We start from the raw sequence: 21,218 nt of genomic DNA, 5'->3' as shown, positions 1-21,218 counted from the left end.
ACTGACCGAAACGCTCCAGAATCTGGTCGCTGGTCCAGCCCAGCGCCTTCAGCAGCACCGTGACGGGCTGCTTGCGCTTGCGGTCGATGCGCACGCCGACACTGTCGCGCTTGTCGATCTCGAACTCCAGCCAGGCGCCCCTGGACGGGATGACCTTGCCGCCGTAGAGCTCCTTGTCCGACGTCTTGTCGACGCTGCGTTCAAAATAAACGCCCGGGGACCGGACGAGCTGGGAGACCACGACACGCTCGGTGCCGTTGACGATGAAGGTGCCCTTCGACGTCATGAGCGGGAAATCGCCCATGAACACCGTCTGGCTCTTGATCTCACCTGTGGTGTTGTTGATGAACTCCGCCGTGACGAACATCGGGGCGGAGTAGGTCATGTCCTTGTCTTTGCACTCATCGACTGAGTACTTGGGCGGCTCGAACCTGTGGTCCCGGAACGACAGGGACATGGTTCCGGAGAAGTCCTCGATGGGACTGATCTCCTCGAAGATCTCTTCGAGACCCGACTGGGCCGGGACGTCCTTGCGCCCGGCCTGGCGAGCCGCCTCAACCCGGCCCTTCCATCGTTCGTTGCCCACCAGCCAGTCGAAGGACTCGGTCTGCAGGGCGAGAAGGTCGGGCACTTCGAGCGGCTCCTCGATACGCGCGAAAGAGACGCGGTGAGGGCCGGACGGTACGGCGAAGGGGTGAGGCGAGGCTGCCAACAGATGTCCTTCCGAGGGCTCGCGGACCGACTACGCGCACGCCGGACGACAGCTCAGCCGATGTGGAGGAATGGGATGCCGAGAGCGAGCGCGGAAGGGCATCATAAAGCGAAATGCAAACGAATGTCCACGCGTATCTTCAGTGTCAATCTCGATCCCGTAATCAGGATCGCACGCCCCCACAAAAATCGTCAAGCAACACTCGCAAAATCCCATCGGCCGCTCACCTGCGGCGCACCGTCGTGCCCGATCTGGGCAGAACGATGAGCATGGCCGCCGCGGCCGGCGCACCCGCCACCCACATGACCGGCGCGATCCCCAGCACCTGCGCCGTACGCCCGCCCACCAGCGCGGTCGCGACCAGGCCCGTGCGGACCTCCCGCAACCGGGGAGGGTCACCGGGAACAGCGGCCGTTCTCTCATCCTTCGATCGACCGGGCTCATCGATGACCGGTCCGGCGTCCGGGGCCCCGATCGTGACATCGCGGAAGGAGAGGCGGCCCGGGTATGAGCGGCCTGGAGGCACGTGTGGGCCGCGGGCTTCGCCGGGGCATGTCGCGTGCGAAGGCCGACGCGAGCCGGCCGCCCGCCTCAGACGGATGCGGCCTCCCAGACGAACCCGTCCGGGTCGGTGAAGGGTCCGGCATCGCCGCCGATCACGATCCGGTGCGATCCAGCGCCCTCCTGGGATACGCCGGTGTCCTTGGCGAGGGCGCGGCGCGGGTAGAGCGCCAGCGTGACGGCCGACGCCGGGGTGTCGAACTCGACGTACTTGCCGCCGAAGCTCTTCGCCACGGCCAGGCCACGGTCGACGTAGAACCGCTTGCTCGCCTTGACGTCGGCCACGCCCAAGAGAAGCGCAACCTGGTCGATATGCCTGGTTGCGGGGCCGGTGTCCTTCTTGTTCGAGGTTGCGATCTTGCAGATCGTCCCGTCCGGGGCGCGTACGACGCCGCCGTAGCCCCAGAACCCCTTCGTGGCCGGCTTCAGCGTCGTGGCGCCGGCGTCGAGGGCGGCACCGACGAGGGCGTCGACGTCGGCCGGCTGGGACGCCACGAGTGACAGCGCGAACCCACGGAAACCGGTCGTCGGCGCATCCGAGGCGCGCATGTTCACGTACGGGCCCAGACCGAAGGCTTCGTAGAAGGCGTCCGCGGCCGTGGGGTCGGGAACTTCGAGGATCACGGATTCGAAGGAGGTCATGGCAGGTCCTTTTCAGCGAGGTGGGTTCGTGGTCGTGCCAGCCGTCATGGGGGACGGACACGGCAGGGGGCTGGGGGCGCTCAACGGTCCTGCAGGAGGCCGAGGACGTTGCCGTCGGGGTCGGTGACGGTGGCCACCAGGCGGCCGCCGCCGACCTCGTGCGCGGCCTCCTTCACGACGGCCCCTGCGGCGATCAGCTCGGCCAGCCGCGCCTCGATGTCCGGCACGTGCCAGTAGGCCACCGGCGAGGTCATGCCCTGCGGTCCACCGCCCGGCACCAGCCCGATGTGCTGGCCCTCTGCCTCGAAGCCGACGTAGTAGGACGAGTCGGTCTGCGGCGGGACACCGAGCAGGGCCGCGTACACCGCCTTGGCCTTCGCCAGGTCGGACACAGGGTGCAGCACGGTCCTGATGCCCTGGGTGGAAGAGCCGGTCATGGTCACTCCTGTAGTCGTGGGTCGCGTCGACCCGCCGTTCGCGTGTTCACAGCTTTTCTCCCGGCCTGGTTGGCCGGCATCCGTGGTGACCACGGAATCGGCCACGGACCGACCACACGGACCGACAACACGGATCCGCGGCACGGATCGCTCGTGAAGGGGATACGGCAAACTGGGACAGTGGTGACAGGAGCGGAGATCTCACCTCGGGAAGCCGAGGTGCTGGAACTGGTCGGAGCCCATCTCAGCAACGCCGAGATCGCGGCCCGGCTGTTCATCTCGGTGCGTACCGTCGAGAGTCACGTCGCCTCCCTGCTGCGCAAGCTGGGGGTGCAGGATCGGCGGGCGCTCGCCCAGCGTGCGCCCACGCCGGCCGGCGCGCCCTCGCACCGCGCGCCGGTTCTGCCGGCCCCGCTGACCTCGTTCGTCGGCCGGGTGAGCGAGCGGACCGAGCTGACCGGGCTGATCAAAGCACACCGTCAGGTGACCGCGGTCGGTCCCGGCGGAGTGGGCAAGACCAGGCTCGCGCTGGCCGTGGCCGCGGAGGCGGCCGGCGGGTACTCCGACGGGGTGTGGTTCGTCGACCTCGTCCCGGTCACCGATCCTGACATGATCGCGACTGCGGTCGCCGCGGCGCTCGGCCTCGGTGAACAGCCCGGCCGCGACATGACCGAGTCCGTGGTCGCCGCGCTGGCCGACCGTCATGCGCTGCTGGTGCTGGACAACTGCGAGCAAGTAGTGCACGGGGTCGCCCTGCTCATCGAGCGGCTGCTGGCGAGGTGCCCTCGGTTGACGGTGCTGGCGACCAGCCGGGCACGGCTGATGGTGCCGTTCGAACGGGTGTACGCGGTCCCGCCGCTGTCGCTGGCCGTCGACGAGTCGGACGCGGTCGCGTTGTTCATGGATCGGGCGGCGGCGGTCGGCTCCCCGCTGGATCCTCCACCGCGCGACCAGATCGCCGCGATCTGCGCGCGGCTGGACGGAATGGCTCTGGCGATCGAGCTGGCCGCCGCCCGATATCCCACTCTCGGGCTCGACGGCATCGCCGCCGCACTGTCCCACCCGCTCCGGATGCTCACCGGCGGCTCCCGCGCCGATGAACGGCACCGTTCGGTGCGGGCTGCGCTGGACTGGAGCCACGCCCTGCTGGCGCCGGCCGACCGGGCGCTGCTGCGCCGGGTGTCGGTGTTCGTGGCGCCGTTCACCGCTGCCGCGGTGGCGGAGGTGACCGGGGACGAGGAAGGCATGGTCGCCGACGGACTGGCCCGGCTCGCCGAACAGAGCCTGCTGGTGGTGACGGCGTCCCCTGGCGGCACGGAGTACCGCGCGCTGGAGACGATCCGCCAGTACGCGACGGAGCGGCTCGCCGAGGCCGGTGAGCTGGTCGACGCCCGATCCCGGCACCTTCGCTGGTGCCTGGCCGAGGCCGCCGGCCTGGCAGTGGTGCGACAGGACTGGCGGGCCCGGTTCGATCTGATGGCGGACGACCTCCGCGCGGCCCTGGCGTGGGCGGCCGACCGGCCGGAGCAGCGCGCGGACGCGTACGAGCTCGCCCGGCACCTGGCGGAGCTGACCTTCACCCGTCACCTGACCGGCGAGTCCCAGCGGCGCTATGAGCAGGCGGCCGAGCTCGCGACCGACCCCGCCGCCACCGCGTCGATGCTCCGGCAGGCCGCGGCCGTGGCCGGCTGCCGTACGACCGGCGATGACATGTACCGCCTGCGTCTCGCGGCCGCGGACGCCGCCCGCGGCGCCGGCGACACCGCCGGCGCCGCCGCCGACCTGGCGACCGCCGCCACCATCGCCTTCCGGTTCTCGACCACGTTCGTGCGGCTCCCGTCCCTGGAGGAGGCGCTCGCGCTGATCACCGAGGCGCGGGAGTCGGCCGGCGACGACCTGGCCGCACAGGCCGCGGTGGCGCTGGCCGAGGCCGCGGTGCTCACCGACGCGTTCGGCGCCGCCCAGGGCCCGGCCGGCAATGCCGTACCGGAGACGATCGCGCGCGCCGAGCGCGCGGTCGAGCTCGCCCGCCGGACCGGCGACCCGCTCACCGAGTCGGCCGCACTCGACGCGCTCACCGGCGCTCAAAGCTGGGCCGGCGACACGTTCGCCACCGCGGCCACGGCCCGGCGCCGGATCACGCTCCTGGCGTCCCTGCCGATCTCGCCGGCCGGCACCCACGAGCTGATCGACGCGCTCGGTATAGCCACCGAGGCCGGCCTCGGCGCGGGAGATGTGCCGGGCGCCCGCCGATGGGCACGGCAACTGGCCGGCCATCCGTCGCTGGCGGAGATCGGTCACCGCGCCACCTGCCGGCTCCTGATGGTTGCTGCGCTGGCGGGCGACGTCGATGAGGTGCTCCCCGGCAGCGTCCGGTTCCTCGACGCGTGGCGGCGGGCAGGCAGCCCCGCCCGGTCCATCCTCGCCCCGGCGGTGGCCGGTGTGGCGATGGTCCACGGCCTGCGCGACGACCATGGCGCCAGGCGCGAATGGCTAGAGATCCTGGATCAGCTCGGCACCTCACCGGAGCATACCTACGGCTACGGGGCGGTTTTCGACGCCATGCTCCTGCTCCACCATGGGCGGGCACCGGAGGCGCTGGAGCGGATGGCCCCCGAGCCCAGGCAGGTGTGGAAGTGGGTCACCTGGATCTGGCATCACTGGTATGTCGCGCTGCGCGCCGAGGCCGCCGTGCTCGCCGGGAGCCCGGGTGGTCGCGACTGCCTGGCGGAGGCCCGGGCCGTCGTGGCCGGCAACCCGGTGGCCGGTGCCATCGTGGAGCGAGCAGAAGCCCTGCTCGACGACGACCAGGAGGCGCTGCTCGCCGCGGCGGACGCGTTCGACGCCGCCGACTGCCGCTACCAGTACGCACGGACCCTGGTGCTCGCCGGGGGCGACCATGCCGAGCGCGGCGCGGCCGTGCTCGCCGGCCTCGGCCTCGCCCCGATGGCCCCTGCCCCGGCATCGACGATGACCTCGGAGCGATAGCCGCCGAGCACGACCACCGGACGTCAGCCGAGGACGAACGGGAGTCTTGCGGCCAGCTCGCCCAGTTCGGCCTTCTCGGCATCGGTTGGAACACGGCGTCCCGTGCCGACCAGCAGGGCGTTGCTGTCGGAGAACGACGCGGGGAAGGCGGTGCCGGCGATCTTCTCCAGCATCGCGCGGGATCGGGCGACCCCCTCGGCGGGTGGTTCCGCCGCGTCCGGTAGATGCGCGACCAGGTCGAGGTGGTGCAGCGTCCACTCCAGGACGTACGCCGAAAGGTAGTCGCCCGCGGTGAGGACCTCGCCGCGGGTGCCGACCCGGAGGTCCGGGTCGGCGAGCCCCGCGGCGCGGCCCGCGGCGGAGCCGACGTCGTCGAGGTGGAACTTGAGCAGCCGCGGCTCCTCGTAGGCGGCGGCCAGCCGGACGATCAGCGCGTCGAGCGGGTCGTCGCCCGTCGGCGGCGTTCCCGAGACCTCCCAATAGGTCACCGCGTCACGGGTCGGTTCCGTTTCCGCCGGGGTCACCAGGGTGATCAGGACGTCCTGAGCGTCGATCACCAGATGACACACCAGATCCCGCACGAGCCAGCCGGCACAGCCGGACGGCTGCGCGAAGTCCTCGTCCGGGAGTTCGGCGACCACCCTGCGCAATGCCGCCCACGAGCGCACGAAGAGATCCACACGGGCACGGTAGTGCGGTGCCTCGACGGCCGACAACGGGATTCGGGCGGTCGGCGCGCGCCCGGACGGTCGGCCTTGGCCGGATCGGTTGCCACGCTGCCGGTCGGACATAATCGCGTTATGGATCATGTTGCGGTGCGGAAGTTCGTGGACAGCTGGGTGACGGCGTGGAACGCCCATGACGTGGACGCGGTGTTGGCTCACTTCGCGGAGGACGTGACGTTCCGTTCGCCGGTCGCGGCGCAGCTTGTCGGCGGCGATGGGACCATCCGGGGCAAGGCGGCGCTGCGCGCCTACTGGGCGGAGGGACTGCGGCGCATCCCCGACCTGCGGTTCGAGGTCCTCGGCTCCTACGTCGGCGTCGACTGCCTGGTCATCAACTACCGCAATCAAAAGGGCGGCCTGGTCAACGAGGTGCTGATCTTCGACGGCCCGCTGGTGATCGACGGGTATGGGACGTATCTCGGTGACGACGTGAACCCGGCCGGTGCGACAGCGGGCTGAACGCGCCTGCGGTTCCACATCCGGCCGGCGGCACGCCGTGGCCGCCGGCGTCGCAACCGGCGATCAAGTGCCCGGTGCGACCCACAGGCGGACCGCCAGGCCGAGGCCGATCAGGGCGACCAGCCAGCGCAGCAGCCCGGCCGGCAGGCGCCGGGTGACCCGGGGACCGAGCGTGGACCCGGCGAACAGGCCCGCGGCGAGAGGGGCGACGGCGGACCAGTCGACGGGCCCGAAGACGGCGAATCCGGCCGCGGAGACCAGTGCGCCGGCGCCGAGGAGCATGTTCTTCAGGGCGTTGGCGGCGGGCAGTCGCGGCTCGGCGGTCACCAGGAGGAGGGCGAGGATCATCACCCCCGACCCGGCGCCGAAATATCCGTTGTAGACCGACAGGGCGGTCAGCCCGAGCGGAAGAACGGCGTCAGGTGAACCGCGCCGCTCGTGGCGTACGGCGAGGCGGGGCTGCGCGAGCAGCGCCAGCGAACCCGCGGCCACGAGGAACGGCACGACGCGGGCGAAGACACCGGGCGGGGTGGACAGCAGCAACGCCGCCCCCGCCGCCCCGCCGAGCGCCGACAGCGGCACCCACCGCCGCAGCCACGGCGCCTTCCCGCGCAGCTCGGGCTGCGAGGCCAGGGCCGAGCCGGGCCAGCACGCGACGAGCGCGACGATGTTGGCCACGTTGGCCGCGAGGGCGGGCAGGCCCGCCGCGAGCAGCGCCGGATAGGAGATGAGGGACGTGATGCCGCCCGCGGTGCCGACCAGCCCGGCGAGCGTGCCGGCGGCGGCCAGCAGCGCGACGTCCCCGAGGCCGGTCACGCCCCGGCGTCCGGCGGGGGCGTCTCGACCGGGAACAGGATCGGGCTGAGCAGGTGCCGCCCGCGGTGCGGCGCGGGCTCGTTCCTCATCCGCGCGACGATCACCGCACGCAGCTCCTCGATCATCTCGCCGCGTTCCTCCCGGCTCAGCCACAGCACGTGCTGCCGGTAACCCACCTCGTCGGCCACCGGATCGGCGCCGTCCAGACCGAGGTAGGCGTCGAACTCGGAGATCAGCGCGGCCATCGCCGTGGCGAAGGTGCGCCGGTGGTCCTCCGCCGACATCGCCGCCACGGTGTCGGCGTCGATCACCACGCGCTCACGCAGCCGGTAGCGCCGTTCCACCGCGCCGCGCACACGATGCTCGCCGTCCACCTCCAGTACGCCGGCCTCGGCGAGCGCGCGGACATGGCGGTAGACGGTCGCCTTGTGCACGTCCGAGATGCGCTCGCACAGCTGCGATGTCGTGAGAATCCGCCCGCCGGCGAGAGCCTGCACGACGCGCAGCCGCACCGGGTGCGCGAGCACCTCCATCACGTCCATGGTCCGAATGATCGCACGTGTGCTACCTTTCGCAGAAATGCGAACGATCACTGTGGGAGAGAACGGCATGGGACGACCGTCATCGGAGACAACTGCCCCGCCACTGGGGCGCCTGTACGACGTCGGAGAACGGCGCCTGATGCTGCACCGCTCGGGCTCAGGTGGGCCGAGCGTGGTGTTCCTGCCCGGCGCGGGCCTGGTGGGCCTCGACTTCCTGAACGTGCAGGAGGGCGCCGCCGCGTTCACCACGAGCGTGCTGTACGACCGCGCCGGCACGGGCTGGAGCACGTCCGTGCCCCTCCCCCGCGGCGCGGCCGAGGTCGCCGTCGAACTGCGCGACCTCCTGCGGGCCGCGGCGGTTCCGGGCCCGTTCCTCCTGGTCGGCCACTCCCTCGGCGCCTTCTACGCGCGCCGGTACGCGCAGCTCTTTGCGGGCGAGGTCGCCGGTCTCCTCCTGCTCGACCCCGGCCACGAGGACATCCTCGACCACATGCCGGCACAGGCCGCCGAGCTGGCCGAGCGGATGCGGCCCGACCCGGCGCGGCTGCCGGAGCTGACCGACGAGCAACTCCGGGCCGCGCGCGAGGCGTACGCCCGTCTGTACGCCGAGTGGCCCGCGCCGGTGCGCGAGGCGCTGATCGGCCACCACCTGGCGTCGTGGCGGACGAGCCTGCGGGAGACGGAGAACTTCGAGACCGAGGTCTACGGCGAGCTGCGCGCCGGCGGACCGCTGCCCGACGTCCCGCTGATCGTGCTGACCGCGGGCGGCGTGAACCCCTACTGGGCGAAGTTCATGCCGGAGGAGGTGATGCGTGAGGCGCACGACGGGGTACGCGCCCTGCACGCGGCGATCGCCCGCTCGGTGCCCAGAGGAGAGCAGCGCGTGATCGACGGTGCCTCCCATCAGCATCTGCACGTCGAGCGGGCCGAGGAGGTGCTGCGGGCGATCCGCGACCTGAAGGCCGCCGCCTGATCCTCCGGCGTCATACGGCGGCGCGGATCTCCTCCAACAGGACCGCGAGGTCGGCCTCGGTCGTGTCCAGGTGCAGCACGCAGCCGCGCAGGGCCGCCGAGGTGACGGCCGTGGCGAGCAGGTCGAAGCCGGCGAAGTCCTCGGTCATCGCGGCCAGGACGGCTCTTACGCGGTCACCTGAGGGTGTCGGTCCTCGGGGGTTTTCTCCTCGTCCGCCGACGTGGAGAGCTTGTTTCGCGGACCGCGGACGGCGGTGTAGACGAACAAGACGACCATGACGACGACACCAGCCCACATGGCCTGCTGCCAGCCGTCGACGAAGGACTGACGGGCGGCATCGACCAGCGCCCGCGCGTGGGAGCCGGCAGTGCCCGCGGCCTCGACGGCGTTGGCGACGCCCTGGCGTGCGGCGTCCGCCGCGCCTTGAGGGATGCCGCCGAGCCTGTCATCGATGGCGCCGCGGTAGCCACTCGCCAGGAGGGCGCCGAGCAGGGCGACGCCGAGTGCGGTGCCGAACTCGCGGGTGATGTCGTTGAGCGCGGAGGCGACACCCTGCTTCTCCCGCGACAGGGAACTGGTGATGGCCTCGGTGGAGGGGGTCATCGACAGGCCCATGCCGATGCCCATGGCGAGCATGCCGGGCAGGATGGACAGGTAGCCGCCGTCGACGGAAACGATGCCGGCCATGAGGGCCAGACCGGCACCGAACAACGCGATTCCCGCCGCCATGGTCGAGCGGGCGCCGATACGCGCGGCCAGCTTGTGCGCCACGCCGGAGGTCATCATCATCAGCACGGCCATGGGCATCAACGCCAGGGTGGACAGCAGTCCCGACCAGCCGAGGACGGCTTGCAGGAATGGGAAGAGGACCACGAAGACACCCGCCTGGACACCGAAGACCACCAGCAGTGTGATGGAGCCGACGGCCAGGCCGCGCTCGCGGAAGAGACGCACATCCAGCAGGGATGCGTCCCTGCGGCGCAGTTCCCAGGCCACGAAGAAGATCAGGGCCACCAGACCGACGACGAGACCGGTCAGAGTGACAGGGTCGCTCCAGCCGCGCTCCGGGCCTTCCTGCAGGACGAAGATGAGGCCTACCACGGCGACGACGGAGGCCAGTGCTCCCGTGGTGTCGAAGGAGTGCCCGGAGTGCTCGCGAGAGTTGGGTACGGACCGCATCATGCCGAGCGAGACGACGACCAGGACGACGGGCAGCACGAACAGCCACCGCCAGTCCGCCACGTCCACAAGCAAGGCGGAGAGGAACATGCCGATGACGCCGCCACCTCCGGCGACGCCGGTCCACACGCCGATCGCCTTTCCGCGCTGCTCGTCGGGGAAGGTCGAGGTGATCACGGCGAGGGTGATCGGCATGATCATCGCAGCGCCCACACCGCTGAGCACACGGGCGGCGATCATGACCTCGGATGAGGGGGCCAGGCCCGCCAACGCGCCGGCGAATCCGAAGATGATCAGACCGGTGATCAGCATGAGCTTGCGGCCCAGCCGGTCACCGAGCGCACCCAGCGGAAGCAGCAGTGCGGCCAGAGTGAGGGTGTAGATGTTGATGATCCACAGAATTGTGGTCTGTGAGGCGCCGAATTCGACGGCCATGTCAGGCTGGGCGACGTTCAACCCGGTCACCGAGGCGATGACCGCCATCAACGCGACACAGACGGCGATCAGGATGGTGCGCAGTCGGCGCGCGTCCGGCGCTCCCCTGCCGCTTGCTTCGGCGGTTGTCCCCTGTGTGGGCTGCTTCGTACTCATGAGTTCCTCTCGAAAGGCAGGTCAAAAGGGCAGGTGAGGTCCGCGCCAGGAGGATGGCGCCTCCGGCGACGCAGGCCGATCGGGGTGCGGACGTCAGGCGGTGGCGGGGACGCCCTCGGCCGCGGCGAGGGCCGCGTCGGTGTCCGCGGTGGCCAGCAGGGCGTTGATGTGGGAGCCGGCCAGAGCGCCGGCGGCGGCGGAGGCGCCCACCTGGGCGGTCAGGTCGGTGGCGTTGCCGGCCACCCACACTCCCGGCACGTCGGTGGCGCCGGCCATGCCGGAGGCGAAGCGGCGGCCCATGGGGTCGGGCAGGTCCTCCATCGGCAGTTTCAGTCCGTCCAGGCCCTCGGTGCGGGCCCGCATCTCGGTGACGACGGCGAGGACGCGGCGGGGCACGAGGGTGCCGTCGGCTAGGCGTACCCCGGCGAGAGCGCCGTCCTCGCTGCTCACGACCTCCTGCACCGGGGTGTCGATGATGGCGATGCTGCGGGCGGCGAGGCGCGCGCGGGCACCCGCGTCGAGTGCGGTGCCGCGGGTGAAGTAGACGAGGTCGTCGGTCAGCTGGCGGAACAGCAGCGCGTGGTGGACCGAGGCGGGGCCGGTGGCGAGGATGCCGATGGGCTCGTCGCGTACCTCCCAGCCATGGCAGTACGGGCAGTGCACCACATGGCGCCCCCAGTGCTGCGCGAGGCCGGGTATGTCGGGCAGCACGTCCCGCAATCCGGTGGCCACCAGCACGCGGCGCGCCGTCACCGTCTGGCCGTCGGCAAGTGTGACCGAGAAGCGCGGATCGCCCTCGGCCGATGCGGGGGCGGGCTCGGCCGAGATCACCTCGCCGGAGACGACTCGGCCGCCGTACTGGCGTACCTGCTCCCGGCCCCGCCTGAGCAACTCGGAGGGAGGCGTGCCGTCCAGCACGATGAAGCCGTGCATGGCCTCGGCAGGCGCGTTGCGCGGGGTGCCACTGTCGATCACGACGACCGAGCGGCGGGAGCGGGCGAGCATCAGCGCACCGTTCAGACCTGCGGCGCCGCCGCCGACGACCACCACGTCGACGGTGTCAGCCGGCAGCGTGTCGGTCGCGTCCGCGGAAGTCCGCACAGACATGTCCTCACCTCTCCTCGGTGCATGGCCCTAGCGGATCAGGGCCATCCACGTGCGACGATATCCCCGCCTTGCATCAAGGGCATAGGATGTTGCCTATGAAGCAAGAAGATGAAGGCTTGGACAGCCTCGTACGCAAACGCATCCGCGCCCTGCGGGTCGCACAGGGCTGGTCCCTCGAGGAGCTGGCCACCCGCGCCCGGCTCAGCCAGTCCTCACTGAGCCGCATCGAGAACGGCCAGCGCCGCCTCGCGCTGGACCAGCTCGTCACCCTCGCCCGCGCCCTGGACACATCCCTCGACCAACTGGTCGAGACCGCCGCCGACGATGTCGTCACCAGCCCGATGATCTACGGCACCCACGGCGTGATGCGCTGGCCGATCAAGGCCGACCCCGGCATGACCGTGATGCGTCAGCGCATCACCGAGCCGCCGCCCGACAATCCCGCCCGCATGCGCGCCCATCCGGGCAGGGAATGGCTTGTCGTCCTGTCCGGCACGGCGATCCTCATGCTGGGCCACCGCCGCTTCCGCCTCGAGACCAACCAGGCTGCCGAGTTCCCCACGATGATGCCGCACGCCATCGGCGCCGAAGCCGGACCGTGCGAGATCATGGGCATCTTCGACCGCGACGCGCGGCGTGGTCACCAGCGCGAGGACGGCGGCCGCGATGACCAAGAAGGCTGTGACTGACGTCTTGCGCGTCGGGCAGCACCGGCGGCCATTTCCTTGCGCAAAACGAAAGGAATTATGCCGAACACGCATGGCCTTCGTAATGTGACGTCATGACCCCGACACACCCGCACACCGGCCACGACCACAAGCACGGCACCGGCAGCCAAGAGGAGATCCTCGACCTGGACGCGGAAGTCCTCGCCGAGCACCTCACCGCCATCATCGAGTGGCTGCCCCTGGCCACCAGCCCGAGCCATATCGTGGATGTGGGCTGCGGCACCGGAGCGGGCACATTCGCCCTCCTCGACCGCTTTCCCGAGGCGCGCGTCACAGCCGTCGACACCTCACCCGGGCACCTGCAGCGCCTGAAGGAGAAGGCATGCGCCCGTGACATGGATGACCGCGTGCACATCGTGCAGGCCGACCTCGACAACGCCGGCTGGCCCGACCTCGGCACACCCGACCTCGTCTGGGCGTCGGCCTCGATGCACCACATGGCCGACCCCGACCGCGTCATACGCAACATCCACGACCTGCTCGCGCCCGGCGGCCTGTTCACCGTCGTCGAACTGGCCGGCCTCCCCCGCTTCCTGCCCGCCGACGCACCCGAGGACCGGCCCGGCCTGGAAGAACGCTGCCACGCCGCGACCGAACACCTTCACGCCGAACACCTGCCCCACCGCGGCGCCGACTGGGGACCGATGCTGACCGCCGCCGGATTCTCTATCGACGGCAAACGCACCATCACCGTGCACATCGAGGGCTCGCGCAGCGAGGCGATCGGCCGCTACGCCCTCAGCGCCCTGCAGGGCATCCGTGGCACCGCCGTCCAGGCGCTCTCACCCGAAGACCTCGCCGCGCTCGATCGACTGCTCGACACCGGCAGCCCGCACAGCATCCTGCGCCGCGGCGACCTCGCAGTACGCACCGAACGCACCGTCTGGGCCGCCCGCCGCACCTGAGCTCACCGGGTGCGCAGACGTGCCCGGTCAGCTCCACCACTTCCCAGGTTCTTGGACACGAAGAACGGGCGCGAGGTCCGGGCCGGCCACCGGACGCCACAGCGGCCCGCCGGGAACCGCGGCCAGGTGGTCGGGCGCCGCGTCCGCGACCCGTCGCGCCGCCTCGCGCAGGTCGTCCTTCATGGCGTCACGGCGCCGGCCGCCGCCATGTGTCGATCACGGCCCGCTCCCCGGCGGGGTCGAGCCCGGGCGGGAACGCGGGTATCTCGCCGGACCCGGTCAGCCACGCCCAGGTGTCGGCGACGGTCTCCAGCACCGGACGGCACCGCAGCCCGGTCGCCAGGGCCCGGCGGACGTCGGTCCGGATGAGCCCGGCCAGCGCGGGACCTGGCGGGATCCATCCCGGCAGCGCCGCCCACCGGTCGATCCCGGCGGCCTCGATCGCCTCGGGCTCGACCCAGACCAGCTCGGCGAGCCCCCCGGTGACCGCGACCGCGGACTCCAGCAGGTCGCGGGTCGTGGCGTGCCCCTCCGGGTTGACCAGGTTGACCGGGCCGGGCACGCCACCTTCGGCCGCGTCGAGGAGCCAGGCGGCGAGGTCCCGTACATCCACGTAGCGGAACGGCTGGTCGGCCGGGCCGGGGGCGAGCATCTCCCCGCCCCGCGCCGCCCGCAGCAGCCAGTGCGGCAGCTGCCCCGGAAGCTCGTACGGCCCGAGGATCAGCCCGGCCCTGGCCAGCACGGCCCGGTCGCCGAAGGCCTCCTCCACGGCGAGCTCGCCACCCCGCTTGTTGGGGGCGTAGTCGGTGTCCTCGGCGTCCGCCGACGCATCGACCGTGGGCCAGTCCTCGTTCAGGCCGGCCGGCGTCGGGGGCGCGTACACCGCCCTGCTGGAGACGTACACGTACCTGTCCGCACACCCGGCCAGCGCGCGGGCGCTGTCGCGCACGACCCGGGGCGCGCCGGCCCAGGTGTCCACTACAGCGTCCCACCGGGCCTCGGCGAGCGAGGCCAGGTCGGCCGGGCGGAGCCGGTCGCCGGTCACCGCCTCGGCCCCGGGGTGGGCCCACCCGGCGAGCCCGCGAGTGAACGTGGTGACGTGCCAGCCGCGCTCCACGGCCGCCGTGACCACCCACCGGCCGACGAACGTCGTGCCGCCCAGCACCAGCAACCGCATGCCGCTCACTCCTGCCTCCGGATCCGGTACAGGACGTGGCGGCGCAGCGGGTGACCCTCGGGGAGCACCGGGTGGTCGAAGTCCCCGGCGGGATCGTGGGTCATCCCGAGCCGCCGCATGACCGCCTGCGAGCGGACGTTCGGCACCGCAGTGAACGAGACGACCTCGGTCAGGCCGACCCGGCCGAACCCGTCCTCCAGCGCCGCCCGCGCCGCCTCCGTGGCGTACCCCCGCCCCCAGGCGGAGCGGGCGAGCCGCCAGCCGATCTCCACGCACGGCGTGAAGTGGGCGGTGAACCGGGGGACCTGCAGTCCGGTGAAGCCGATGAACTGCCCGTCCGCCTCGACCGCCCACCAGCCGAACCCGCGCTCGTCGAATCCGGCCTCGATGCGCTCGACCAGAGCGTCGCTCTCCTCCCTGGAAAGCGTGGCCGGGAAGTGCTCCATCACAACCGGGTCGGCGTTCAGGACGGCGAAGGGCTCCTTGTCCTCCTCGCGCCAGCGCCGCAGCATGAGCCGTTCTGTTTTGATCGAATTCGCCACCCGCCGACGATAGTGCACGCAGGCTTTTGCCGCTGATGACGGACACCGATGCGGGGGGCGGGAGAAAGCAGAGCCGGAAGTCGGCTAGAGTCGTTCGTGGCCGATGTGGTTTGTGTCCCCCGGGCCGCAATCACCGCCTTCACGGAATACCGTTCGGCTGGAGCCGTGTTGTGCATCTCGCCGAGGAGGCGACCGCCACATCGGCCCTCGACGTGGGCGCCCCGCGAGACTCGTTCTCGCGGGGCGTCGTGTCTTTTCACCAGGCTCGGCCCCGCGGCAGGCTCGCCAGGCCGGGGGCGGACAGGTGCAGCACTTCGTAGTGTTCGGCTCCGGCCTGGCGGGGCGCCTCCCGCTCCCACAGCGCGAACGTCATCAACCGCCAGTGGTGCGGGTCCACGGCGAGGGCGGCGGTGTGCAGGCCCTGGGCGCCGCCCAGGTCACGCAGCTCGGCGAGGGCGCCGGCCACCTGCTCGGTCAGGTCGGCCGAGGCGGGCATCGGCGTCAGCCGCCGCGACGCCGCGAGAGGCGCCGTCCCCCGGGCCGGGCCCGCCTCGACGGCCAGGCCCGTCCAGTGCTGTACGACCGGCCGGCCGAAGTCGCCGACGATGCCCTGGAAGCCGCCCCCGCCGACAAGGAACTCGCCCATCCTCCCGGCCTCGTGCCAGAGGTAGAACGGCGCGTACTGGTTGACCGGCGACCCGGCCGCGCCCCGCTCGCGGATCAGGTAGGCCTTGAGGCCGAGCCCGGCCCGGTCGTCGAGGGCGTGGCCGCGGGTGGACACCCGCTCCCGGATGATCGTCATGTCGTAGTCGGCGGGCAGGGTGATCTCGTACTGCATCGCGTACACGGCGGCCTCTTCCGGTGGGGTCAGGGGCGGGACAGCAGGGCGAGCACACCGTCGACGGCCTGGTGGAACGGCTCGGGCGAGCCGGCCGCGCGGGCCAGGACGTATCCACCCTGCAGCACCGCCACGACCGTCGCGGCGGTCGGCCCGGGTTCGAGACCGGCGTCGAGTTCGCCCCGGTCGCGTCCCTCGGCCAGCACCGCCGTGAGCCGGTCGCGCAGCCACGCGAACGTCTCCTCCACCGGCCGCCGCAGCGCCGGATCGGCCATGACGTCGGGGTCCTGGGTGAGCCGGCCGATCGGGCAGCCCCGCAGCACCTCCCGCTCGCGCCGCAGGTAGGCCGACAGCCGCTCGAGGGCTGTGCCCTGGCCGTCCAGGATCTCCTCCACCCCGGCGCGCATCTCCTCCGCCGTACGGCCGATCGCGGCCAGCGCGAGGTCGGGCTTGCCGGAGAAGTGGTGATACATGCTGCCCTGACCGGCTCCCGCCCGCCGCTGGATGGCCCGCGGACTGGTTCCGACGTAGCCGCGTTCCCACAGCAGTTCGCGGGTGCTCTCGATCAGGCGGTCCGGCGTGCTCATGCCGTACATACTAGTAGGTACAGAGGAGTGTTGGTGAAGCCGTACAAAACACGAGGCGGTGTGTTGCAGGGGTCATACACCTGAACAGGGGGCCGGGCGGCCTAGGGTATGTCCGTCGGACCGGAGAAGGAGAGGCCGTGCTCTACCCCGCCCTGAAGTTCGTCAGCGTTCCCGTCATGCACGCGCTGTGGCGGCCGCGGATGGAGGGACGCGAGCACGTCCCCGCGCACGGGCCCGCGATCATCGCCTCCAACCACCTGTCCGTGCTCGACTCGTTCTTCATGCCGGCCGTGGTGCCGCGCATGGTGCGGTTCGTGGCGAAGAAGGAGTACTTCACCGGCAACCCCGTCGTCGCGGCGTGGATGCGCGCGATGGGGGCGATGGAGATCGACCGGGAGAACGTCTCCGCCGCTCAGGACATGCTCGACGCCGCGGTGGAGGTGCTGAAGGCGGGCGAGTTGTTCGGCATCTACCCCGAGGGCACCCGCTCCCCCGACGGCCGGCTGTACCGGGGCAAGGTCGGCGTGGCCTGGCTCACGCTCACCACCGGCGCCCCCGTCGTGCCCGTCGCCATGCTCGGCACCGAGAAGGTGCTGCCGCCCGGCACGTCGGTGCCGCGCCTGCACAAGATCGGCGTGCGGTTCGGCGAGCCGATGACCTTCACCGGCGACCCGGGCAGCGCCAGGGACCGGCGGCGGGTGACCGACGAGGTCATGGCCGCGATCCAGCGCCTGTCCGGCCAGGAGTACGTCCCCCGGTACGGCGCCAGCGTCAAGGGCGCCGGCGAAGCCGGAGTGTAAATAACGATTTGGCCCCGCTAGGCTCTGAACCCGACCACAGGGCCGTCATGGGGGGTGTGCGTGCCGCGAGGACGTACCGTCGCGATCTCGGCCGCCGTGGCCGTCGTGCTGGCCGGGGCGGCCGCCGGCGGCGCCTACTACGTGCTGCACACGCGCGGCACGCCGCAGGAGACCGCGGCGCGGTTCACCGCGGCCTGGTCGAGAGGCGACCTCGCGGCGATGAAGGCCGAGCTCGCCTCACCCGCCGCCGGCTTCGACGCGGCGTACGCCGAGCTCACCAAGAACCTCGCGGTGGCGAAGGTCGCCGTCCGCGACGTACGGGCCGGCGCGGCGAAGGACGACCGGGCGACCGCCTCCTACACCGCCACCGCCACCGTGAAGAACGTCGGCGACTGGACCTACAAGGGCTCGCTCAAGCTTGTGGTGAAGGACCACTACTGGAAGGTCGACTGGTCGCCGTCCGCGGTCCACCCCGCGCTCGACGGGACCAACCATCTGGCGCTGAAGACGTCGTGGCCGCAGCGGGCGGCCGTCACCGACGCCAACGGCGACCGCATCGACGGCGGCGACGTGGGCGGCTCGGTGCAGCAACTCGTCGGCTTCCTGGACAAGGCCGGGGACGATGACGTCGAGAAGCTGGGCACCGCCTACAAGAAGGGCGACGCCGTGGGCCGCGGCGGCCTGCAGGAGACGTTCCAGAAGCAGCTCGCCGGCACCCCCACCACAGAGATCCAGGTGGTGGGCGAGAGCCGGAAGACCCTGCACAGCGTCAAGGGCTCCCCCGGCAAGGATCTGCGGACCAGCCTCGACCTGAAGGTGCAGAAGGCCGCCGCCGACGCGGTGCGCGACCTGGACAAACCCACCTCGCTCGTCGCCGTCAAACCCTCGACCGGCGAGATCCTCGCCGTCGTGAACAACAGGGGCGGCTTCAACCGCGCGCTGGACGGCAAGTACGCCCCCGGATCCACGTTCAAGACGGTCACGGCGGCCGGGCTGCTGGCCGAGGGACTGACCCCGTCGAGCCGGGTGACCTGCCCCAAGGAGGCGGTCGTCGGAGGACTGAAGATCCGCAACTCCGACCACGAGGCGTTCGGGTCGCTGTCGTTCCTCGACTCCTACGCCCACTCGTGCAACACGACGTTCGCCCCGCTCGCCGCCCAGAAGCTGGGCGCGCGCAAGCTGTACGACCTGGCGACGGACCTGGGCTTCAACCAGCCCCTGCGTATCGGCGTCCCGGCGACCCCCGGCAGCATGCCGAAGGCCACCAGCGAGGCAGAACTCGCCGCGGAGTCGTTCGGGCAGGCCAGGATCACCGCGAGCCCGCTGGTGATCGCGAGCGTGGCCGCGGCGGTGGCCGACGGCTCCTGGCGGCCGCCCACGCTGGTCCCCTCACTGGAGCAGAAGACCGGCCCCAAGCAGCTGCCGGAGGAGGTCGTCAAGAGCCTGCGGTCGATGATGCGTGCGGTCGTCACCAAGGGCACCGCCCACGCCGCCGGGCTGCCCGCGGGGACGGCGGGCAAGACCGGGACCGCCGAGTTCGGCACCGGGCCCGAACTCGACTCGCACGCCTGGTTCATGGGCTTCCGCGGCGACCTGGCCTTCGCCGTCGTCGTGGAGGCCGGGGGCATGGGCGGCGAGGTGGCCGCCCCGGTCGCCGCGCACTTCCTCAAGTCCCTGTCCTGAGGTCAGGGTCGGCTCAGGTCAGGGTCGGCTCAGGTCAGGGCGAGCCTGGCGCCGAGCGCGACGAACGACACGGCGAAGACCCGCCGGATCCAGGCCATCACGCGGGGCCGGGAGAGCACATGCGTGCGCACCGCGGCGGCGAGCACGCCGTACGCCACGAACACGACGAAGGTGAGCAGCATGAAGACGCCGCTCAGCTCGAGCATGCGCGGCAGGGCGCCCGGCGCGTCCGCGTCGACGAACTGCGGCAGGAACGCCAGGAAGAAGACGGTCAGCTTGGGGTTGAGAATGTTGATCAGCACGCCCGTGACGATCACCTTGACCGCTGAGCGGGGCGCGCCGTCCGCCCGCACGACGATCGCCTCCCGGTCCCTGAGCGTGGCCCAGGCCATCCAGAGGAGATAGCCGACACCCAGGTATTTCAGCACCTGGAAGGCGAGGGCGCTCGCGTGCAGCAGGGCCGCGAGGCCGGTGATCGTGGTGACGACGTGCGGGACGATGCCGAGGGTGCACCCCGCGGCTGCGACCACGCTCGCGCGCCGGCCTCGTGAGAGTGCGGCCGACAACGTGTAGACGACGCCCGTTCCCGGCGTGGCGACCGCGATGAGGGCGGTCGCCAGGAACGCGATGCTCACGGTTTCCTCCTTGTCCTGGGAGCTCGTCCTGGGAGCGGCTGGACGCGCCCACTCTGCTGCGACAATGGCCCGATGAGTAGGGCCAAACCGGGCCCGGCCGACAGGTCCATAACCGTGGGATCGGACTTCCTGCACCTGGACGTCGCCGAGGCTCCGCCCGGTGGCCGCGCCGCCTGGCTGGCCGACCGGCTCCGCGCCGCGATCGCGGACGGCCGCCTGCCCGTGGGCAGCAGGCTGCCGGCCGGCCGCGTCCTGGCGGCGGAGCTGCGGGTGTCCCGCGGCGTCGTCACCGAGGCCTACCAGCGGCTGGGCGACGAGGGACACGTCGCCGGGCGGGGCCGGGGCGGCACGGTGGTCGTCTCGGCCCCGGCCGTGCCCGCACCCGCCACACCGGAGGAGCCTCCCGCCCCGGGCGACGTCTTCATCGCGGAGCCCGGCGCCGCCGTCTTCGACCTCCTGCGCTCGGCGCCGGCGAGGATCGACCTGTCCCCGGGAGTGCCCGATCTGGGGGCGTTCCCGCGCGCCGCGTGGCTGCGCGCCGAGCGGTCGGTACTCGGCGCGCTCGCGACGCCGGAGCTCGGGTACGGCGATCCCCGCGGGACCTTCCCCCTGCGCCGCGCCGTGGCGCACTGGCTGGCCCGCACCCGGGGCATCCGCGCCGACCCCGCGGACGTGGTCGTCGTCGCGGGGACCGCGCAGGCGCTCGGGCTTGTCGCGCGGGTGCTCTCCGGTCACGGGATCGGCGAGGTCGCGGTGGAGGATCCCGGTTCGCTTGGCGCGCGTCAGCACCTGCGGCACGCGGGCGTGGACACCCCGCCGGTGGCGGTGGACACGCAGGGCCTGCGGGTGGACGAGCTGCGCGCCCTGGGCGCCCCGGCCGTCCTGCTCACACCGGCCCACCAGTTCCCGACCGGCGTCGTGCTGGGCGGCGGCAGACGCCGCGACCTCATGCGCTGGGCGGGCGAGGGCGGTCTGGTCGTCGAGGACGACTACGACGCCGAGCACCGGTACGACCGGCCGCCCGTCCCCGCACTGCGCGCCGCGCTCCCCGACGGGGTCTTCTACTGCGGCAGCGTGTCCAAGCTCCTCGCCCCCGCCCTGAGGGTCGGCTGGGTGCTCGCGCCGCCCCGGTATCGCGACGCCCTGGTGGACGCCAAGCGGTACGCCGACCTCGGCAACGCCGCGCTCCCCCAGCTCGTCCTGGCGCACCTTCTGGAGACGGGAGACATGGAGCGCCACCTGCGCCTGCTGCGCGGGCGCCACCGGCGACGCCGGGACGCGATGATCTCCGCGATCCGGACGCACCTGCCCGGCGCGGCCGTGCACGGCGCGGCGGCGGGACTGCACCTGATGGTCACCTTCGACGCGCCCCTGAGCGACCGCGAGCTGGCGGCCGCGGCGCTCGACCGGGGGGTGAAGGTGCAGCCCCTGTCGTGGCACCGCCACCGCCCCGGTCCTCCCGGGCTCGTCCTGGGGTACGCGGCGAGCACGCCCGGCGCGATCGGCGAGGGGGTGGCCGTGCTCGGCGAGGTCCTCGACGCCGCCACACCGGGACGGCGGCGGCGTCGTACCGCGGAGCCGTGACCGCGAG

23 protein-coding genes and 1 pseudogene are annotated in these 21,218 nt (G+C 71.9%); 8 read left to right on the top strand and 16 right to left on the bottom strand.

The features are described from left to right. From HHX35_RS31930 to HHX35_RS31915, 4 genes and pseudogenes are all read right to left on the bottom strand, one after another. Positions 1-712, bottom strand: a pseudogene (locus HHX35_RS31930) (DNA-directed RNA polymerase subunit beta); the annotation flags it as partial. A 223-nt stretch (positions 713-935) separates the two neighbouring features. Beyond that, positions 936-1,097 (bottom strand): hypothetical protein, encoded by a 162-nt coding sequence (locus HHX35_RS31925; protein WP_182902360.1) that lies wholly within the window; start codon positions 1,095-1,097, stop codon positions 936-938. Positions 1,098-1,303: 206 nt separating this feature from the next. Next, on the bottom strand, positions 1,304-1,915 hold the full coding sequence (locus HHX35_RS31920; protein WP_182902359.1) for a glyoxalase: 612 nt from the start codon (positions 1,913-1,915) through the stop codon (positions 1,304-1,306). A gap of 80 nt (positions 1,916-1,995) precedes the next feature. After that, a complete protein-coding gene (locus HHX35_RS31915; protein ID WP_139578038.1) occupies positions 1,996-2,352 on the bottom strand; it encodes a VOC family protein in 357 nt (118 codons plus the stop codon). 180 nt (positions 2,353-2,532) lie between these two features. Between HHX35_RS31915 and HHX35_RS31910 the strand changes: the two genes are divergently transcribed. Then, positions 2,533-5,340, top strand: coding sequence for a LuxR C-terminal-related transcriptional regulator (locus HHX35_RS31910; protein ID WP_182902358.1), 2,808 nt, complete (start codon positions 2,533-2,535; stop codon positions 5,338-5,340). Between the two features lie 23 nt (positions 5,341-5,363). Here HHX35_RS31910 and HHX35_RS31905 read toward each other — a convergent pair whose 3' ends face one another. Beyond that, on the bottom strand, positions 5,364-6,020 hold the full coding sequence (locus HHX35_RS31905; RefSeq protein ID WP_182902357.1) for a maleylpyruvate isomerase N-terminal domain-containing protein: 657 nt from the start codon (positions 6,018-6,020) through the stop codon (positions 5,364-5,366). A 120-nt stretch (positions 6,021-6,140) separates the two neighbouring features. Between HHX35_RS31905 and HHX35_RS31900 the strand changes: the two genes are divergently transcribed. Then, a complete protein-coding gene (locus HHX35_RS31900) occupies positions 6,141-6,524 on the top strand; it encodes a nuclear transport factor 2 family protein (RefSeq protein ID WP_182902356.1) in 384 nt (127 codons plus the stop codon). Positions 6,525-6,587: 63 nt separating this feature from the next. Here HHX35_RS31900 and HHX35_RS31895 read toward each other — a convergent pair whose 3' ends face one another. Continuing rightward, entirely contained in the window at positions 6,588-7,340 is a 753-nt protein-coding gene (locus HHX35_RS31895) for a sulfite exporter TauE/SafE family protein (RefSeq protein WP_182902355.1), read from the bottom strand. After that, a complete protein-coding gene (locus HHX35_RS31890) occupies positions 7,337-7,882 on the bottom strand; it encodes a helix-turn-helix domain-containing protein (RefSeq protein WP_182902354.1) in 546 nt (181 codons plus the stop codon). The genes HHX35_RS31895 and HHX35_RS31890 overlap by 4 nt, the downstream gene beginning before the upstream one ends. 37 nt (positions 7,883-7,919) lie before the next feature. Here HHX35_RS31890 and HHX35_RS31885 point away from each other — a divergent pair, with 37 nt between their 5' ends. Beyond that, a complete protein-coding gene (locus HHX35_RS31885; protein WP_220506119.1) occupies positions 7,920-8,855 on the top strand; it encodes an alpha/beta fold hydrolase in 936 nt (311 codons plus the stop codon). A gap of 10 nt (positions 8,856-8,865) precedes the next feature. On the opposite strand, the gene HHX35_RS31880 is transcribed toward HHX35_RS31885, so the two are convergent. From HHX35_RS31880 to HHX35_RS31870, 3 genes are all read right to left on the bottom strand, one after another. Then, a complete protein-coding gene (locus HHX35_RS31880) occupies positions 8,866-9,003 on the bottom strand; it encodes a hypothetical protein (RefSeq protein ID WP_182902353.1) in 138 nt (45 codons plus the stop codon). A 17-nt stretch (positions 9,004-9,020) separates the two neighbouring features. Beyond that, a complete protein-coding gene (locus tag HHX35_RS31875) occupies positions 9,021-10,625 on the bottom strand; it encodes an MFS transporter (RefSeq protein WP_182902352.1) in 1,605 nt (534 codons plus the stop codon). A 93-nt stretch (positions 10,626-10,718) separates the two neighbouring features. Next, complete coding sequence (locus HHX35_RS31870) at positions 10,719-11,732, bottom strand: NAD(P)/FAD-dependent oxidoreductase (protein WP_182902351.1); 1,014 nt, start codon at positions 11,730-11,732, stop codon at positions 10,719-10,721. 86 nt (positions 11,733-11,818) lie between these two features. Between HHX35_RS31870 and HHX35_RS31865 the strand changes: the two genes are divergently transcribed. Next, positions 11,819-12,421: a helix-turn-helix domain-containing protein gene (locus HHX35_RS31865; protein WP_396781212.1), complete on the top strand. Its 603-nt coding sequence runs from the start codon at positions 11,819-11,821 to the stop codon at positions 12,419-12,421. Between the two features lie 92 nt (positions 12,422-12,513). Beyond that, on the top strand, positions 12,514-13,365 hold the full coding sequence (locus HHX35_RS31860) for a class I SAM-dependent methyltransferase (RefSeq protein WP_182902349.1): 852 nt from the start codon (positions 12,514-12,516) through the stop codon (positions 13,363-13,365). Between the two features lie 27 nt (positions 13,366-13,392). On the opposite strand, the gene HHX35_RS31855 is transcribed toward HHX35_RS31860, so the two are convergent. From HHX35_RS31855 to HHX35_RS31835, 5 genes are all read right to left on the bottom strand, one after another. Next, positions 13,393-13,548 (bottom strand): hypothetical protein, encoded by a 156-nt coding sequence (locus HHX35_RS31855; RefSeq protein WP_182902348.1) that lies wholly within the window; start codon positions 13,546-13,548, stop codon positions 13,393-13,395. A 4-nt stretch (positions 13,549-13,552) separates the two neighbouring features. Further along, positions 13,553-14,542 (bottom strand): NAD-dependent epimerase/dehydratase family protein, encoded by a 990-nt coding sequence (locus HHX35_RS31850; RefSeq protein WP_182902347.1) that lies wholly within the window; start codon positions 14,540-14,542, stop codon positions 13,553-13,555. Between the two features lie 5 nt (positions 14,543-14,547). After that, positions 14,548-15,084 carry a GNAT family N-acetyltransferase gene (locus HHX35_RS31845; protein WP_310739438.1) on the bottom strand — a complete coding sequence of 179 codons (537 nt, stop codon included), beginning with the start codon at positions 15,082-15,084 and terminating at the stop codon, positions 14,548-14,550. Positions 15,085-15,340: 256 nt separating this feature from the next. After that, positions 15,341-15,922 (bottom strand): DUF4865 family protein, encoded by a 582-nt coding sequence (locus HHX35_RS31840; RefSeq protein WP_220506145.1) that lies wholly within the window; start codon positions 15,920-15,922, stop codon positions 15,341-15,343. Positions 15,923-15,951: 29 nt separating this feature from the next. Beyond that, on the bottom strand, positions 15,952-16,509 hold the full coding sequence (locus HHX35_RS31835) for a TetR/AcrR family transcriptional regulator (protein ID WP_182902345.1): 558 nt from the start codon (positions 16,507-16,509) through the stop codon (positions 15,952-15,954). Positions 16,510-16,646: 137 nt separating this feature from the next. Here HHX35_RS31835 and HHX35_RS31830 point away from each other — a divergent pair, with 137 nt between their 5' ends. Then, positions 16,647-17,309, top strand: a complete 663-nt coding sequence (locus HHX35_RS31830) for a 1-acyl-sn-glycerol-3-phosphate acyltransferase (RefSeq protein ID WP_285784969.1) — start codon at positions 16,647-16,649, stop codon at positions 17,307-17,309. 60 nt (positions 17,310-17,369) lie between these two features. Next, complete coding sequence (locus tag HHX35_RS31825; protein WP_182902344.1) at positions 17,370-18,992, top strand: penicillin-binding transpeptidase domain-containing protein; 1,623 nt, start codon at positions 17,370-17,372, stop codon at positions 18,990-18,992. Positions 18,993-19,021: 29 nt separating this feature from the next. On the opposite strand, the gene HHX35_RS31820 is transcribed toward HHX35_RS31825, so the two are convergent. Then, the gene (locus HHX35_RS31820; RefSeq protein WP_182902343.1) at positions 19,022-19,627 is read right to left on the bottom strand and encodes a LysE family translocator; all 606 of its coding nucleotides are present in this window, start codon (positions 19,625-19,627) and stop codon (positions 19,022-19,024) included. Positions 19,628-19,699: 72 nt separating this feature from the next. Between HHX35_RS31820 and HHX35_RS31815 the strand changes: the two genes are divergently transcribed. Then, the gene (locus HHX35_RS31815; RefSeq protein WP_182902342.1) at positions 19,700-21,211 is read left to right on the top strand and encodes a PLP-dependent aminotransferase family protein; all 1,512 of its coding nucleotides are present in this window, start codon (positions 19,700-19,702) and stop codon (positions 21,209-21,211) included. The last annotated feature ends 7 nt before the right edge of the window (positions 21,212-21,218 follow it).

Origin of the sequence: Microbispora sp. H10830 (assembly GCF_014161375.1) — a bacterium.
GTDB classification, from domain to species: Bacteria; Actinomycetota; Actinomycetes; order Streptosporangiales; family Streptosporangiaceae; genus Microbispora; species Microbispora catharanthi.
This window is presented reverse-complemented; position numbering and strand designations above follow the sequence as displayed.

Bases quoted from the DNA above. Each gene is read 5' to 3' on its own strand.
- HHX35_RS31865 (WP_396781212.1), top strand. From the start codon at position 11,819: ATGTTGCCTATGAAGCAAGAAGATGAAGGCTTGGACAGCCTCGTACGC.
- HHX35_RS31815 (WP_182902342.1), top strand. From the start codon at position 19,700: ATGAGTAGGGCCAAACCGGGCCCGGCCGACAGGTCCATAACCGTGGGA.
- HHX35_RS31900 (WP_182902356.1), top strand. From the start codon at position 6,141: ATGGATCATGTTGCGGTGCGGAAGTTCGTGGACAGCTGGGTGACGGCG.
- HHX35_RS31850 (WP_182902347.1), bottom strand. From the start codon at position 14,542: ATGCGGTTGCTGGTGCTGGGCGGCACGACGTTCGTCGGCCGGTGGGTG.
- HHX35_RS31855 (WP_182902348.1), bottom strand. From the start codon at position 13,548: ATGAAGGACGACCTGCGCGAGGCGGCGCGACGGGTCGCGGACGCGGCG.
- HHX35_RS31840 (WP_220506145.1), bottom strand. From the start codon at position 15,922: ATGCAGTACGAGATCACCCTGCCCGCCGACTACGACATGACGATCATC.
- HHX35_RS31915 (WP_139578038.1), bottom strand. From the start codon at position 2,352: ATGACCGGCTCTTCCACCCAGGGCATCAGGACCGTGCTGCACCCTGTG.
- HHX35_RS31890 (WP_182902354.1), bottom strand. From the start codon at position 7,882: ATGGACGTGATGGAGGTGCTCGCGCACCCGGTGCGGCTGCGCGTCGTG.
- HHX35_RS31920 (WP_182902359.1), bottom strand. From the start codon at position 1,915: ATGACCTCCTTCGAATCCGTGATCCTCGAAGTTCCCGACCCCACGGCC.
- HHX35_RS31875 (WP_182902352.1), bottom strand. From the start codon at position 10,625: ATGAGTACGAAGCAGCCCACACAGGGGACAACCGCCGAAGCAAGCGGC.
- HHX35_RS31860 (WP_182902349.1), top strand. From the start codon at position 12,514: ATGACCCCGACACACCCGCACACCGGCCACGACCACAAGCACGGCACC.
- HHX35_RS31880 (WP_182902353.1), bottom strand. From the start codon at position 9,003: ATGACCGAGGACTTCGCCGGCTTCGACCTGCTCGCCACGGCCGTCACC.
- HHX35_RS31870 (WP_182902351.1), bottom strand. From the start codon at position 11,732: ATGTCTGTGCGGACTTCCGCGGACGCGACCGACACGCTGCCGGCTGAC.
- HHX35_RS31885 (WP_220506119.1), top strand. From the start codon at position 7,920: ATGCGAACGATCACTGTGGGAGAGAACGGCATGGGACGACCGTCATCG.
- HHX35_RS31835 (WP_182902345.1), bottom strand. From the start codon at position 16,509: ATGAGCACGCCGGACCGCCTGATCGAGAGCACCCGCGAACTGCTGTGG.